Genomic DNA, 13,058 nt, shown 5'->3' on the forward strand with positions numbered 1-13,058 from the left:
CGGCGCAAATGAGACGAAATCTCGTTTCCGGGGAGGGGGAGGGTCAAAAGTTCAGGGCCTTTCGCTCGGACACCGCGCCCTCAGCTTTTTTTCCACTTCCGCAAAATTCAGGTTTTCAAAATGGCCCGACCGCGCAAGCCGACCAACGTGCTTGAGCTGACCGGTGCGTTCAAGAAAGACCCCCAGCGACGCCGCGAGGATGCCGAACCGGTGGGTGAGCTGACCGCACCGCCGGCTCACATCAACGGAGCAGTGCTCCACGCCTGGAAGGAGATTGCGAAGTACGCCCCGCGGGACGTGCTGACCAACTCCGACCGACTCAGCCTGGAACTGGCCGCCAACCTACTGGCCCAGTTCCGCAACGACCCACTCGATTTCCCTGCTGCCAAGCTAGTGCGCCTGGAGGCCATGCTCGGCAAGTTCGGCATGACGCCGGCTGACCGGTCCAAGGTGGGCGGGGGTAAAAAAGACGCGCCGAAGGGCAATGCATTCGCGGAGCTGTAATGGCCAAGGTGAAATTTCCGCTGATGAAGGCGGCCGAAAAGTACGCCAAGGATGTCGTCGCCGGAAAGATCCTCGTCTGCAAATGGATCCAGCTGCTGGCCCAGCGTCACCTTGACGACCTGACTGCCTCAAAGCGCAAGGACTTTCCGTACAAATTCGATCCCGCCAAGGCGGAGAAAGTCGCCAAGTTCCTGCAGCTTTTGCCGCACACCAAGGGTAAATGGGGCGGAAAGAAGCAGCTGATCAAGCTGGAGCCCTGGCAGCTCTTCTCGGTCTGCGTGCCGTTCGGCTGGGTCCGCAAGAAGGATGGCACCCGGCGTTACCGGACGATCCTGGTGTTCGTACCCAGGAAGAACGGCAAATCGATCATCGGCGGCGGCGTGGGTCTGTACATGTTCGTCGCCGACGGAGAATTCGGCGCCGAGGTCTACTCTGGCGCGACCACGGAGAAGCAGGCCTGGGAGGTATTCAGGCCGGCCAAGCTGATGGTCGAGCGTACCGACGACTTGCGAGAGCACTACGGCGTCGACGTGAACGCTTCCAACATGGTCGTCTTGGCTGATGGGTCGCGCTTCGAACCGGTCATTGGCAAGCCTGGCGACGGCTCTTCGCCGTCCTGCTCGGTGGTGGACGAGTACCACGAACACCAAGATTCGACGCTCTACGACACCATGGAAACCGGCATGGGCGCTCGCGAGCAGCCCATCATGTTGGTCATTACCACGGCGGGCTCCAGCATCGGCGGCCCGTGCCACCAGCTGATCCGCGACTCCGAGCGGATGCTGGAAGGTGTCATTGAGCGTCCGGATCTCTGGCCCGCGCTCTACACCATTGACCATGGCGATGACTGGACCAGCGAGATCGCGCTGCGCAAGGCGAATCCGAACTTCGGCATTTCGGTCGGCGAGGACTTCCTGCTGGCCCGCCAGCGTGACGCGATGCAGTCGGCAACCAAGCAGGCCACCTTCCGCACCAAGCACCTGAACGAGTGGGTAGGCGCCAAGAATGCCTGGCTCAACATGCTGCGCTGGAAAGAGGCCCCGGTCAGGAAGAGCCTTGCAGAACTGGAGGGCCGTCCGTGCTACGGCAGTCTCGACCTGGCGAGCAAGATCGACATTGCTGCGAACCTGCTGATCTTCCCGCCTCATGGCGACGACCCGTTTTGGCATATCCATGCCAGGTATTACCTGCCCGAAGCGCGAGTGCTCGAGGAGCTGGACAGTAACACCGCGCGGTACCGTGAGTTCGATGCTCTCGGTCTGCTGACCCTAACTGACGGAGAGGTCACCGACTTCGAAGTCATCAAGGAGGACATGCGCGAGTTTGCCGGTCGCTTCGAAATCCGGGCCTACGCCTACGACCCGTGGCAGGCAACGCAGCTAGCCCAGGAAATGGACGCTGAAGGATTGCCGATGGTGGAGCTGCGTCAGACGGTGCAGAACCTGAGCGAACCTATGAAAGAGGTTGAAGCCCTGGTGCTGCAGCGAAAGCTGGCCCACGGTGACTGCCCAGTTCTGACCTGGATGGCCTCGAACGTAGTGGCGAAGCTGGACGTGAAGGACAACATCTACCCCAACAAGGAGCGCCCGGAGAACAAGATCGACGGCATGGTGAGCCTGATCACCGGCTGCGCCGTGGCCATCAAGCTCGGTATCGACGACTCCGGCCACTTCGATGACTTTCTTGCCAGCCCGATCGTGGTTGGTTAACGGGACTACCTATGAAAACTGGCCTGATCATCTTTCTGGTGCTTGCCGCCGGCGGCTTGCTGCTGGGCGTCGCGGGCGTATACGTGCTGGCCGGCCTGGGTTATGCGCTGCTGGCCACTGCCGGTTCGCTACTGGTCGCCGCGGGTTTCATTCGCAAGGGGTTGATCGGTGGCTAAATCACTCACGCAGATCCTCGGCCAGGCCCTGGTGAAGTCGGCGGAGCCGGGAGTGGCATCGAGTTTGGCTGGCTGGGCTGGCCGCAAGATCGGCCTAACCGACTCCGCTTTCTGGAACACCTTCTACGGCACCGACTCGGCATCGGGGAAGGTGGTCAGCCAGCAAACGGCGCTCCAGCTCTCTACGGTATGGGCCTGCGTGCGCTTGATCGCTGAAACCATCGCCACGCTGCCGATCGCCTTGTACGAGGACAAGAAGGGTGCGCCAGTGGTGGCCAGCTCTCACCCGGTCAACTTCGTCATCAGCCAACAGCCGAACGCTGACCAAACTCCGGTGGAGTTCTGGGAGAACGTAATGGCCAGCCTGCTCCTGCAGGGGAACGCATTCTGCGAGCCCCACCAGAGCGGCCGGACGTTGACGAGCTTGGAGTTCCTGCTACCGCAGAACATGTCGCCCCCGCGGCGTCTGGCGGACGGCTCCATCGAGTACCGCTATACCGACAACTTCGGTAAGCCTCACACGCTGACCGAGGATCAGATGGTTCACGTCCGAGCCTTCGGGGTGGACCCGCTTTGCGGCCTGTCGCCGCTGGCCTACGGGCGGCAGGTACTTGGCTCGGCCATGGCCGCTGATGAGTCGGCGGCGAAGATGTTCGCCAACGGCATGAAGCTTGGCGGAGTGCTGTCCACCGACCAGATCCTCAAGCCGGACCAGCGGAAGGATATCCGCGAGGACATGATCAAGCAGTTCTCCGGCGCGACGAACCACGGCAAGACCATGGTTCTCGAGGCGGGCATGAAGTACCAGCAGGTATCCATGACGCCCGAGGATGCCCAAATGCTGCAGACCAGGGCGTTCAACGTCGAGGAAATTTGCCGCTGGTTCCGCGTGCCGCCCTGGATGGTCGGACACACGCAGAACTCCACCAGCTGGGGTACTGGCATGGAGCAGCAGATGATCGGCTTCCTGTCCTTCACCCTGTTGCCCTGGATCAAACGCATCGAGATGTGCGCCAACCGGCGACTGCTGCGCCCAGATGAGCGGCGGCGCTTCTACGTGAAGTTCAACCCGGAAGGGCTGCTTCGCATGGATAGCGCGGCGCGTGCGGCTTTCTACAGCTCCATGACCCAGAACGGGATCTACACCCGGGACGAGTGCCGGCTCAAAGAGAACATGCCCCCGGAGGGAGGCAACGCGGCAAGGCTCACCGTGCAATCCAACATGCTGCCGATCGACAAGCTGGGCGAAGACCCCGGTGGCGCCAATCAGGCCAAGGCGGCACTGCTCGACTGGCTCAACGACCAGCCAAGAGGTAAATCAGAATGACATCTGCACCCAGCAGCTGGTGGTCTGCGCCCGGTACCAAGGCAGATCACAAGGACCGAGCAGCGGCGGTCAAGTACCGCTCTTTCGACTATGACGTGAAGGCTGTCGGCGACGACGGCCGGTTTTCTGGCTACGGCTCGGTGTTCGGCGTGGTCGACAGCTACAAGGAAGTGGTTGCTCCTGGCGCATTTCTCGAATCGATCGAAGATACCAAGGCCAAGGGCCGTACCTTTCCTGTGCTCTGGCAGCACATGACCCGAGAGCCGATTGGCAGTTGGGATATTGAAAGCCTGAAAGAAGACGATCACGGCTTGTTTGGCGACGGCGAACTGTGGCTGCCGGATGCCCCATACGCTCGAATCGCTTACCGCGGCATGCAAACCCGCTCGATCACCGGTTTGTCCATCGGTTACTACATCCGAGAATCGAGCTTCGACCAAAAGACCGGTATCCGAACCTTGACGAAGCTCGACTTGATCGAGATCTCGATCGTCACCGTGCCGGCCAACGACGATGCGCGTACCGACACCATCAAATCGAAGCTGGCCCACGGCGGCCTGCCTTCGATGCCCGAATTTGAGTTGCTCCTGCGCGAGGCAGGCTTCTCGAAAACTCAGTCCGCGGTGATTGCCAACCGTGGCCTGCAGCACCTGCTCCGGAGCGAGTCCGAGGGCGACCTGGCAGCAATCGAAATCGTCGAGGCGTTGAAGTCGCGCCCGGCACTTTCTCTCCCATCGTTTTGAGGATTCATCATGCATAACGCCATGAGCAACCAGGCTCGCTCCGAACACCGCCAGTTCCAGCGCAAAGAGCACGCCGAAGACAAGCTGCAACTGAAAGCGGTCAACGACCTGCTCGATGAGCGCGACAAAGAGATCAAGGCGTTCGCCGCCAAGGCCACTGAAGAGATCAAGTCGCACGGCACCATCCTGGCTGACACCAAGACCATTCTTGACGGCCTGGTGAAGGACGGCCTGGGCCTGCAGGACCGTCTGCAGGAGATCGAGCAGAAGTTGGCCCGCCGCTTCTCCGCCAATGATCCGGTCGATTTCAAGTCGGCTGGCGAGGAGCTGACCGAATGCGACGACTTCAAGTCGCTGCAAACTCGCGGTCGCGGCATCGTTCGTGTGGGCCGGAAGGCCGTGACCAACATCACCAGCGCTACCAACGGCACCGGAGGCGTCGGCGTGGGCATCCAGCCGACCCGCGTGCCAGGCATCGTCGTGGGTCCCGAGCGTGAGTTCACCATTCGTGATCTGATCATGCCAGGGCGCACCGGCTCGAACGCGGTCGAGTTCGTGCAGGAAACCGGCTTCCAGAACATGGCCGCGCCCCAGGCGGGTGAGGGCGCCGCGAAGGCGCAGTCCGATCTGTCCTTCGGCCTGAAAACCACCAACGTCATCACCATTGCCCACTGGTTCCGTGCTTCCAAGCAGGTGCTGTCGGACATCCCGCTCCTGCAGAGCTACATCAACGGTCGAGCGATCTACGGCCTGAAGTACAAAGAAGAAGAGCAGTTGCTGGCCGGCGACGGCACCGGGCAGAACCTTCTGGGCCTGATCCCACAGGCTACCGCGTTCAACGAGGCGCTGCGCAAGGCTGGCGACACCAAGATCGACACCCTGCGCCGCGCGATCTTGCAGGTGCGCGTTGCCGAGTACCGCGCTTCGGCCATCGCCCTCAACCCGGTGGACTGGGCCGACATCGAGCTGACCAAGGACGCCAACGGCTCCTACATCTGGGTGAACGTCCAAGAAGGCGGCGTCCAGCGCCTGTGGAAGCTGCCTGTGGTGGACAGCAACGCCGTCCCTGAAGGCGAGTTCCTGGTCGGCGCGATGAACATCGCAGCCCAAGTGTTCGACCGCGAGGAAGCGGCTGTCGAGGTCTCCACCGAAGACGGTGACAACTTCCGCACCAACATGGTCACCATCCGCGCCGAAGAGCGCCTGGCGTTGGCGGTGTATCGCCCCGAGTCGTTCGTGCACGGTGAATTCGAAGCCACCCCGTAAGCAGCTCAGGAGCGCGCCCGGGAAACCGGGCGTGATCGAACATGCCAGACGTCAAAGTCAAAACCATCAAGGGTTTCAACAACGGTGGCGCATACGTCAAGCGCAGCCAAGAAATCACCGTCGACGAGCTTCGTGCTCGTGACTTGCTGCGCAACGGCCTCATCGAGGAGTACGACGTGAAGAAAGCCGCAGAGCCCGAGAACAAGAAGGCGCCGGAGCCGGCCAACAAGGGCGGCAAGGGTACGGTCACCAAAGCCAAGGAGTGATTGATGTCTGTGATCGCCATCGACCTGGCCATGCACCACCTGCTGGCCGAACCTGAAGACCAGGTATTGGTCCAGGCGCAGCTCGATGCGGCGGAGGAAGCGGCCATGCAGTTCCTCAACCGCCGCGTCTACTTGGACCAAGTGACGCTCGACGAAGCCCGTGCTGGCGTGTCTGCAGCTCTGCAGCAAGCCAGGGAGGCGAATGTTGCGGCGGTGGCCGCGGCTGAGGCAGAGCAGGACCACACGCTGCGCTGCCGATTGCTCGATCATGCGCGCCAGGCTTTGGCCGATGCGTATGACCAGGCCGACGCCATCGCCTACGGCATGGTGCTCAACCCTTCCATCCAGGCGGCTTGCCTGCTGAAGCTGGGCCATTTGTTTGCCAACCGCGAGGATGTCGTGACCGGGACCATTGCTACCGAGCTTCCGGTGGCGTCGCAGCACCTGCTGATGCCGTATCGCATACGGATGGGTGTGTGATGCAGGCCGGCAAGCTCCGGCACCGCATCGACATTCAGGAGCTGAAAGCGGTGCGTGACCCGGTGACCCTGGAGTTCGGGGAGCCAGAATGGGTCACTCGCTGGGAGAGGTGCCCAGCCAGGGTCGAAGACCTGTCGACCAGAGACTTCATCTCAGCTCAGGCCGGCCAGGCGCAGGCCACAAGTCGGATGGTTATCCGGTACCGGCCTGGCGTCCTACCCACAATGCGCATCCGTTACCGGGGCGAGGTGTACAGCATCGTCGGCCCGCCGCTGGCCGACGCCAAATCCGGCCTCTACTACCTGACGATCTTGGTCGAGAAGGGGGTGAAAGATGGCTGATGGCGTCGAGTTCAGCATCACCGGCTTGGAGACCCTGCTGGGGAAGCTGGAGTCGGTCAGCTATGACGTTCGGCGCAAGGGTGGCCGGGCCGCACTTCGAAAGGCTGCCCAGGTCGTGGTGCAGAAGGCCAAGGAAGGCGCCGAGCGCATCGATGACAAGGCCACTGGCCGCTCAATCGCAGACAACATCGCCCTGCGCTGGAACGGCAAGCTTTTCAAGCAGACAGGCGACCTGGGCTTTCGCATCGGCGTTCTGCACGGTGCCGTACTCAAGGATGGCGGCGATCTCAGCCAGAACGCTCCGACGCCTCACTGGCGCCTGTTCGAGTTCGGTACCGAGAAAATGGCCGCAGCTCCGTTCATGCGACCGGCCCTGGCCAATAGCATCAGCGAAGTCACCAACACCTTCGTCACCGAGTACGAGAAGGCGATAGACCGCGCTATCCGGCGCGCTGCGAAGAAGGCTGCATCCTCATGACACCACCCATTGAACTGGTTTGCGCAGCAGACCCCGGCGTCACGGCGCTGCTCGGAAGTGGCGTTGACCTGCGCATGTACCCATTCGGCGAGGCGCCCGAAGGCGTGGCCAAGCCCTATGCGGTGTGGCAGCTGGTGAACGGCAGTCCAGAGAACTACCTGGCCGGCCGGCCAGATGCCGATGGCTTCACCCTGCAGGTCGACGTGTACGGGACCACCAGTAAATCGGTGCGTCAGGTGCGCGATGCGATTCGCGATGCAATTGAATTGCGTGCCTACGTCACCCGCTGGGGGGGCGAAACCCGCGACTCCGCTACCAAGAACTACCGGGCCAGCTTCGACGTGGACTGGTGGATGCAACGCTGAAGTGTCGAGATCCATGATGCCCGCCATGTGCGGGCTTTTTTATTGCTGACTGGAGACAACCCATGTCGATGAATGCTCAGGGCGCCCAGCTCTACGCGCTACTGCCGCCTGCTGCCGGCACCGGACCAATGACCGTGATGGAGGTGGAGTGCCTTACGGCATTCAACCCCGGCGGTGCGCCTGCGGATCAGATCGATGACACCTGCCTGGCTGACACTGATCGCAAGTACAAAAAGGGCCTTCGCACCCCGGGTCAAGCTACTGCAACAATCCTGGCGGATCCACGCAACGCCAGTCATGTGCGCATGTTTCAGCTGTCTCAGGACGATGACGATTCCGACATCCTCTGGGCCCTCGGCTGGTCTGACGGAAAAGGCATTGCGCCCACCGTCAGTAGCTCGGGCGATGACTTCGAACTGCCGAAAACGCGTACCTGGTGCTTGTTCGCGGGGTATGTCGCGGACTTCCCGTTCGACTTCGCGAGTAACGCATCGGTGAGCACAGCAGCCACCATCCAGCGTTCGGGCAAACTGAACTGGATCATCAAGGAAAACCCATGAATCTGGAACAGCTGAAGAAAAAAGGCGGCGTCATTGCTGACGCGCTGGTGCCGAAGGAAGTCGCCTGGAAGCATGTCGACAAGAACGGCAAAACCGTCACTGACAAATTCACGGTGCACATCCGTCGTCACGCCTTCGGGGTGATGGAGGCGATGTTCGCCGGCGGTGAGACCGAGCGATTTAAGACCGCCCGATATCTCTCTGCCAGCGTGATGCTGGGGGAGGATGGCACCGATGAGCTGCCATTCGAAGACGCTGTGAATCTTGACCCAGGCCTGGGGCTGGCGCTGTACAACGCCGTCAAGGCTGTGAACAACCCGCCCCCAAAGAGCTGACCCCGGCTGATGAGCTTTGGCATGAGCTGGTGCTGAACGGTATCGGTGGCACCTCTATCGCTGAGGCTAAGGCCACGCTTTCGTACGCAGAGGTGCTGTCTTGGGTCGACTATCGAGACAAGCATGGGTCGCTCAACATAGCCAGGCGACAGGAGTTGTCCGCAGCGCTGATCGCCGTTCAGGTAAATCGCAGTTGGGGTGGGAAGGCTGATCTGTACGACTTCATGCCACACCACCCACAGCAGTCGGGGATATCGCTTATGGATGCGGTTGCCTCTTGGACATAACCCGTTTCGCCTTTGATTTGGGAGAATGGGAATGTAATGGTAGATTTCCCTCGATTAACAGGGAGTGTCTAACCATGGTTGTTGAGCCCGAGTCAACCAAAGCATTCGTCACGCTCGCGCTTGTGGTGGCTTTGTATTTCATCCCAACCATTGTGGCCGCAATTCGTCATCATCAGAATCGCGTCTCGATTATGCTGCTGAACCTCTTCCTTGGATGGACCGGGCTTGGGTGGCTGGGAGCTCTAATATGGTCCGCATCGGCAATCAGTAAGCCGGCCGGAGGCGTCGCTCCTGCAGGAAGAGTGGGAGTAGAGCCATACCATGAGCTCGAAAAATTGGCTGCTCTGAAAGAGCGAGGGCACATAACGGAAGAAGAGTTTGAGGCTCAAAAAGCCAAGATTCTGAACCGCTAGACCTTCACGTAACAAACCCGCTTCGGCGGGTTTTTTTTCGCCTGGAGGAAAGTATGGCGAGCCGTTCACTTGGCACACTGACACTCGACTTAATCGCGAAAATCGGCGGTTTCACTGGTCCGCTGGACAAAGCAGGTCGCGAAACGCAGAAACAAATGGCCGAGATCAAGAAGCAGGCCGAGCGTCTAGGTACTGCTGTAGGTGCTACTTTCGCCGCCATTCCCGCCGTTGTCGCTGGGCTTGTAACGAGTTCCGCGTCAGCGGCGAAAGAGATTTCCAACCTATCCGCGCTCGCTGGGGTGGGAACAACTGAGTTCCAGCGCTTTGCGGCTGCCGCAGCCTCGGTCGGATTAAACCAGGAAAAACTGTCTGATATTTTCAAGGACACAAACGACAAAGTTGGCGACTTCCTGGCTACTGGCGGCGGAGAGCTGAAAAACTTTTTCGAAACGGTAGCGCCTAAGGTTGGCGTGACTGCGGACCAGTTCCGCAAGCTGAACAGCGCGGATGCGCTGCAGCTCTACGTTACCAGCCTTCAAAAAGCAAACGTCAGCCAGGCGCAAATGACCTTTTTCATGGAGGCGATTGCCGACGAGGCCACGGCCCTTTTGCCGCTCCTGGCCGATGGCGGCAAGAAATTCAAGGAGCTGGGTAATGCCGCGCAGGCTGCCGGCATGATCATGGATGAGCAGACCATTGGTGCTGCTCAGCAATTCAGCACCGAACTGACCGTTATAGGCCAGTACGCCAGCTCAGCGAAGACCGCGCTGGCTGCCGAGTTCATGCCTGTCTTGGCGCAGCTGGCAAAGGACCTGGCCGACACCTCCAAAGAGGCTGGTGGTCTTCGAAAAATAATTCATGAGTTCGCGGATGACTTCATCGAGGTTACTGCGACCACTGCGAGTCTTGCCGACGGTATTGCGCGGGCATTCAAGATCGCCGCAGCGACCATCGTCAGCGGGTTTTCCACAACGATGGCGTACTTGCAGAGCATTGGGGCAACCGCGAACACCTTACTTGGCGCCATCACTTTCGGCGACATGTCCAAGGACTTCAAGAAGAACGCTGAGCAGCTGACAAACGATGCAATTATCAACTCGAGGACCGCTGGTAGCGTTATGTCGGAGGTTGCGGAAGCCTTCAACAAGCCTTGGTCCGGCGACGTAATCCGCCAGTACGTCAAAGAGGCGAGGAAGGCCGCTGCCGATTTGCCAAAACTACAGCCGCCAGCAAGCGGTAGCGCCGGGATTATCGGCCAAACCGATGCGCAGAAAGCAGCAGAGAAGGCGGCTGAGGCCGCCACGAAAAAGCTGAACCAAGCGTTCAAGGCAACTGAAGAGAATTACCAGCGGCAGATTGAGCTGATAAACACCTCGACGGACAAGCGCAAGGACGCGACCGAGGTTGAGAAGCTTGCCTTCGAGATATCCAGCGGAAAGCTGGATGGCATCAACGACAAGCAGCGTAAACGCCTGGAAGGACTGGCGGCTGAGCTGGACGCCTTGAAGAAGGTCAAGAACGCCGAGGAGGATGCCAAGAAACTGGCGTCCTTCCGCTCCAACGTGGATGAAGACTTCCTGACAGCGAGGAACGGCTTCGATCAAGAGCTTGCTGGCGCCGGCCGGGGCGACAAGTACAAGGATCGGCTGAAGGAGCGACTGGCGATCGAGGAGGACTTCAACCGCCAGCAGCGCGAGTTGGTCTTGCAGCGAAACAGCGGCGACATCAGCCAGGGCTTGTACGACCAGGAAACCCAGGTGCTGAGCGATGCCCTCGCCGAGCGCCTGGACCTGCAAAACCACTATTACAGCCAGCTCGATGAGGCGCAGAGCAACTGGATGGATGGCGTCACCAGCGCCTGGGAGAACTTTGCGGACGCCGCGACCGACTATTCAGCCATGGCGGCGGATGCCACCACGTCTGTCCTCGGTAGCGCCAGGAGCGAGCTCAGTTCGTTCCTCTCTGATGTGACCACGGGCTCGAAGGATGCCGGTGATGCGCTGATGGATATGGTTGGTGGTTTCGCCAGATCGATGGTTGATGCGCTGGCGGACATGGCCGCGCAGTGGCTGGTCTATCAAGCCGTACAACTTATGGTGGGCAAGACGACCCAGGCCAGCGCAGCGCCGACAATGATCGCCAACGCCCAGGCAACGTCCTTTCAGGCGCAACTTGCAGCCTTTGCCAGTACCGCCGCGATACCCATCGTTGGACCTGCATTGGCACCGGGTGCAGCAATTGCAGCAGCGATGGCGACCGCACCCCTGGTGGCCGGTGTAGCAAGTTCCGCTCTGGTGGGCATGGCACACGACGGTATCGACAGCGTTCCTCGCGAAGGTACTTGGTTGCTTCAAAAGGGCGAGCGGGTCACCACGGCATCGACCAGCGCAAAGCTGGACAAAACTCTCGACGAGGTGAACAAGGCCAGCAGAGGAGGTCAGCCGGAAGGCGCCGGCCAGCCTGTGGCGGTGCACCAGGTCTACCATGTCAACGGCGATGTGAGCCCTCAGACGGTTGCCATGATTCAACAAGGCATGCGCCAAACGATGTCCGCGATCCTGCAGGACGTGGGCCGAAACGGCCAGATCATGCAGAGCATCCGCAAGAAACTTTAAGGTGGAACGATGGCAATCGAATGGCCAACTCAGGTGTGCCCTGCTGAGATGAGCTGGGGCATGGTCTACAACAACCGTGATTTCAGTTCCTCGCTGAACAACAGCCAGCAGATCGTGGGTTACCCGGGGTCGTACTGGAAGTGCTCACTGTCGCTGCCACCACTGACCCGTGAACGTGACCGGGTTATGACTGCATTCATGGGGCGCCTGCAGGGGCGCTTCGGTACGTTCAAGCTGCCTGCTTTCACGCGCAAGCGGACCGACAATATCGGTGCCCCGGTTATACAGACCGGGGCTGCGATGGCCTCCACCATCACCCTGAGTGGATTGCAGGGCGGTCTCCAGGTCTTCAGCCAGGGCGACTACATCACCGTTGGTGGCGTGATGCATGAGGTGGTCGAGGATGTGGTGTCCAGCTCCGGTGGTACGGCAGTGTTGCCCCTGAACAGACGACTGCGTTCTGCTCTGGTGGTTGGCACAGCGGTGGAGTACCGAAACCCTTACTCGATAATGCGCCTGTCCGAGGACAGCTACACGCTTTCAGTCCGGCCTGTTGTGGCAGAACTTTCCTTCGAATGCCGGGAGGCCTTCTAATGGCTGCTGTATTCCCATTTTCCCAGTCAGTGCTGAGCATCATTGCTGCCGGCAACTTCACGCCGGTGTTCGCCTGCGAGCTGGACTTCGCGGACGGCATGGTCAGGGCGCACACAGGTACCGGCCAGCTGGTTATCAACGGCTATGCCTATGACGGCGTGGGCACGTTCGGAGAGGTGGGCGCCGCCAGCGAAAGTGTTGAATCAGGTTCTTCCCTCTCCATCGACCTGATGCTGAATGGCCTGGACAGCTACATCCTCTCCCAGACATCGGTTGCGGGCTGCCGAGGCCGGTCGGCCCGCTTGATGTTCGTTGTCTACGACGAGGCCGGACATTATGCCGCCGACATTCTCTTCAGTGGCCGAATGGACGCCGCCAAGCTGTCCTATGGCGGCTCAACGGGCGACAGCTCGATCACGGTCACCATCATTGACCGAATGGCCGAGTGGAACCGGATTGGCACAGAGCGCTGGACCGATGAAAACCACCGTGCACGCCATGATGGTGACCGCTTTTTCTACGCCGTCGCGCAGATGGCCGAATGGCCGATTTTCTGGGGCGCCAAGAAAGACGCACCGTCCTTCACCTACGAGTAGCTG

At 60.3% G+C, this 13,058-nt stretch carries 18 protein-coding genes; all 18 read left to right on the top strand.

What is annotated here, in order from left to right; genetic code table 11:
• Positions 1-120 precede the first annotated feature (120 nt).
• Positions 121-504, top strand: coding sequence for a phage terminase small subunit (locus JET17_RS06760; RefSeq protein ID WP_010952646.1), 384 nt, complete (start codon positions 121-123; stop codon positions 502-504).
• Positions 504-2,213 carry a terminase large subunit gene (locus JET17_RS06765; protein WP_012313247.1) on the top strand — a complete coding sequence of 570 codons (1,710 nt, stop codon included), beginning with the start codon at positions 504-506 and terminating at the stop codon, positions 2,211-2,213. Before JET17_RS06760 ends, JET17_RS06765 begins: the two co-directional genes overlap by 1 nt.
• A gap of 11 nt (positions 2,214-2,224) precedes the next feature.
• Positions 2,225-2,389 carry a hypothetical protein gene (locus tag JET17_RS06770; RefSeq protein WP_012313248.1) on the top strand — a complete coding sequence of 55 codons (165 nt, stop codon included), beginning with the start codon at positions 2,225-2,227 and terminating at the stop codon, positions 2,387-2,389.
• Positions 2,382-3,716: a phage portal protein gene (locus JET17_RS06775; protein ID WP_012313249.1), complete on the top strand. Its 1,335-nt coding sequence runs from the start codon at positions 2,382-2,384 to the stop codon at positions 3,714-3,716. Before JET17_RS06770 ends, JET17_RS06775 begins: the two co-directional genes overlap by 8 nt.
• The gene (locus JET17_RS06780; protein ID WP_012313250.1) at positions 3,713-4,459 is read left to right on the top strand and encodes an HK97 family phage prohead protease; all 747 of its coding nucleotides are present in this window, start codon (positions 3,713-3,715) and stop codon (positions 4,457-4,459) included. The genes JET17_RS06775 and JET17_RS06780 overlap by 4 nt, the downstream gene beginning before the upstream one ends.
• A gap of 9 nt (positions 4,460-4,468) precedes the next feature.
• Positions 4,469-5,725 (top strand): phage major capsid protein, encoded by a 1,257-nt coding sequence (locus tag JET17_RS06785; RefSeq protein ID WP_012313251.1) that lies wholly within the window; start codon positions 4,469-4,471, stop codon positions 5,723-5,725.
• 41 nt (positions 5,726-5,766) lie between these two features.
• Positions 5,767-5,991 carry a hypothetical protein gene (locus tag JET17_RS06790; RefSeq protein WP_012313252.1) on the top strand — a complete coding sequence of 75 codons (225 nt, stop codon included), beginning with the start codon at positions 5,767-5,769 and terminating at the stop codon, positions 5,989-5,991.
• A 3-nt stretch (positions 5,992-5,994) separates the two neighbouring features.
• The gene (locus tag JET17_RS06795; protein WP_012313253.1) at positions 5,995-6,471 is read left to right on the top strand and encodes a head-tail connector protein; all 477 of its coding nucleotides are present in this window, start codon (positions 5,995-5,997) and stop codon (positions 6,469-6,471) included.
• A complete protein-coding gene (locus JET17_RS06800; protein ID WP_012313254.1) occupies positions 6,471-6,812 on the top strand; it encodes a phage head closure protein in 342 nt (113 codons plus the stop codon). Before JET17_RS06795 ends, JET17_RS06800 begins: the two co-directional genes overlap by 1 nt.
• Positions 6,805-7,290, top strand: a complete 486-nt coding sequence (locus JET17_RS06805) for an HK97-gp10 family putative phage morphogenesis protein (protein WP_012313255.1) — start codon at positions 6,805-6,807, stop codon at positions 7,288-7,290. The genes JET17_RS06800 and JET17_RS06805 overlap by 8 nt, the downstream gene beginning before the upstream one ends.
• Entirely contained in the window at positions 7,287-7,655 is a 369-nt protein-coding gene (locus tag JET17_RS06810) for a DUF3168 domain-containing protein (protein WP_012313256.1), read from the top strand. Before JET17_RS06805 ends, JET17_RS06810 begins: the two co-directional genes overlap by 4 nt.
• 62 nt (positions 7,656-7,717) lie before the next feature.
• Positions 7,718-8,215, top strand: coding sequence for a phage tail tube protein (locus JET17_RS06815; protein ID WP_012313257.1), 498 nt, complete (start codon positions 7,718-7,720; stop codon positions 8,213-8,215).
• Positions 8,212-8,550, top strand: a complete 339-nt coding sequence (locus JET17_RS06820; RefSeq protein WP_012313258.1) for a phage tail assembly chaperone family protein, TAC — start codon at positions 8,212-8,214, stop codon at positions 8,548-8,550. The genes JET17_RS06815 and JET17_RS06820 overlap by 4 nt, the downstream gene beginning before the upstream one ends.
• Positions 8,551-8,579: 29 nt before the next feature.
• On the top strand, positions 8,580-8,837 hold the full coding sequence (locus JET17_RS27560) for a phage tail assembly protein T (RefSeq protein ID WP_012313259.1): 258 nt from the start codon (positions 8,580-8,582) through the stop codon (positions 8,835-8,837).
• A gap of 74 nt (positions 8,838-8,911) precedes the next feature.
• Positions 8,912-9,250, top strand: coding sequence for a superinfection immunity protein (locus JET17_RS06825; RefSeq protein WP_012313260.1), 339 nt, complete (start codon positions 8,912-8,914; stop codon positions 9,248-9,250).
• A gap of 53 nt (positions 9,251-9,303) precedes the next feature.
• Entirely contained in the window at positions 9,304-11,865 is a 2,562-nt protein-coding gene (locus tag JET17_RS06830) for a phage tail tape measure protein (protein ID WP_012313261.1), read from the top strand.
• Positions 11,866-11,874: 9 nt separating this feature from the next.
• Positions 11,875-12,459, top strand: a complete 585-nt coding sequence (locus tag JET17_RS06835; RefSeq protein WP_012313262.1) for a hypothetical protein — start codon at positions 11,875-11,877, stop codon at positions 12,457-12,459.
• Positions 12,459-13,055 carry a hypothetical protein gene (locus JET17_RS06840; protein WP_012313263.1) on the top strand — a complete coding sequence of 199 codons (597 nt, stop codon included), beginning with the start codon at positions 12,459-12,461 and terminating at the stop codon, positions 13,053-13,055. Before JET17_RS06835 ends, JET17_RS06840 begins: the two co-directional genes overlap by 1 nt.
• Positions 13,056-13,058: the final 3 nt, after the last annotated feature.

Source organism: Pseudomonas putida, assembly GCF_016406145.1.
GTDB lineage: Bacteria > Pseudomonadota > Gammaproteobacteria > Pseudomonadales > Pseudomonadaceae > Aquipseudomonas > Aquipseudomonas putida_E.

What these genes read in the sequence shown, in the direction of transcription:
- JET17_RS06760 (WP_010952646.1), top strand. Translation starts at nt 121, where the DNA reads ATGGCCCGACCGCGCAAGCCGACCAACGTGCTTGAGCTGACCGGTGCG.
- JET17_RS06765 (WP_012313247.1), top strand. Translation starts at nt 504, where the DNA reads ATGGCCAAGGTGAAATTTCCGCTGATGAAGGCGGCCGAAAAGTACGCC.
- JET17_RS06770 (WP_012313248.1), top strand. Translation starts at nt 2,225, where the DNA reads ATGAAAACTGGCCTGATCATCTTTCTGGTGCTTGCCGCCGGCGGCTTG.
- JET17_RS06780 (WP_012313250.1), top strand. Translation starts at nt 3,713, where the DNA reads ATGACATCTGCACCCAGCAGCTGGTGGTCTGCGCCCGGTACCAAGGCA.
- JET17_RS06785 (WP_012313251.1), top strand. Translation starts at nt 4,469, where the DNA reads ATGCATAACGCCATGAGCAACCAGGCTCGCTCCGAACACCGCCAGTTC.
- JET17_RS06790 (WP_012313252.1), top strand. Translation starts at nt 5,767, where the DNA reads ATGCCAGACGTCAAAGTCAAAACCATCAAGGGTTTCAACAACGGTGGC.
- JET17_RS06795 (WP_012313253.1), top strand. Translation starts at nt 5,995, where the DNA reads ATGTCTGTGATCGCCATCGACCTGGCCATGCACCACCTGCTGGCCGAA.
- JET17_RS06800 (WP_012313254.1), top strand. Translation starts at nt 6,471, where the DNA reads ATGCAGGCCGGCAAGCTCCGGCACCGCATCGACATTCAGGAGCTGAAA.
- JET17_RS06805 (WP_012313255.1), top strand. Translation starts at nt 6,805, where the DNA reads ATGGCTGATGGCGTCGAGTTCAGCATCACCGGCTTGGAGACCCTGCTG.
- JET17_RS06810 (WP_012313256.1), top strand. Translation starts at nt 7,287, where the DNA reads ATGACACCACCCATTGAACTGGTTTGCGCAGCAGACCCCGGCGTCACG.
- JET17_RS06815 (WP_012313257.1), top strand. Translation starts at nt 7,718, where the DNA reads ATGTCGATGAATGCTCAGGGCGCCCAGCTCTACGCGCTACTGCCGCCT.
- JET17_RS06820 (WP_012313258.1), top strand. Translation starts at nt 8,212, where the DNA reads ATGAATCTGGAACAGCTGAAGAAAAAAGGCGGCGTCATTGCTGACGCG.
- JET17_RS06825 (WP_012313260.1), top strand. Translation starts at nt 8,912, where the DNA reads ATGGTTGTTGAGCCCGAGTCAACCAAAGCATTCGTCACGCTCGCGCTT.
- JET17_RS06830 (WP_012313261.1), top strand. Translation starts at nt 9,304, where the DNA reads ATGGCGAGCCGTTCACTTGGCACACTGACACTCGACTTAATCGCGAAA.
- JET17_RS06835 (WP_012313262.1), top strand. Translation starts at nt 11,875, where the DNA reads ATGGCAATCGAATGGCCAACTCAGGTGTGCCCTGCTGAGATGAGCTGG.
- JET17_RS06840 (WP_012313263.1), top strand. Translation starts at nt 12,459, where the DNA reads ATGGCTGCTGTATTCCCATTTTCCCAGTCAGTGCTGAGCATCATTGCT.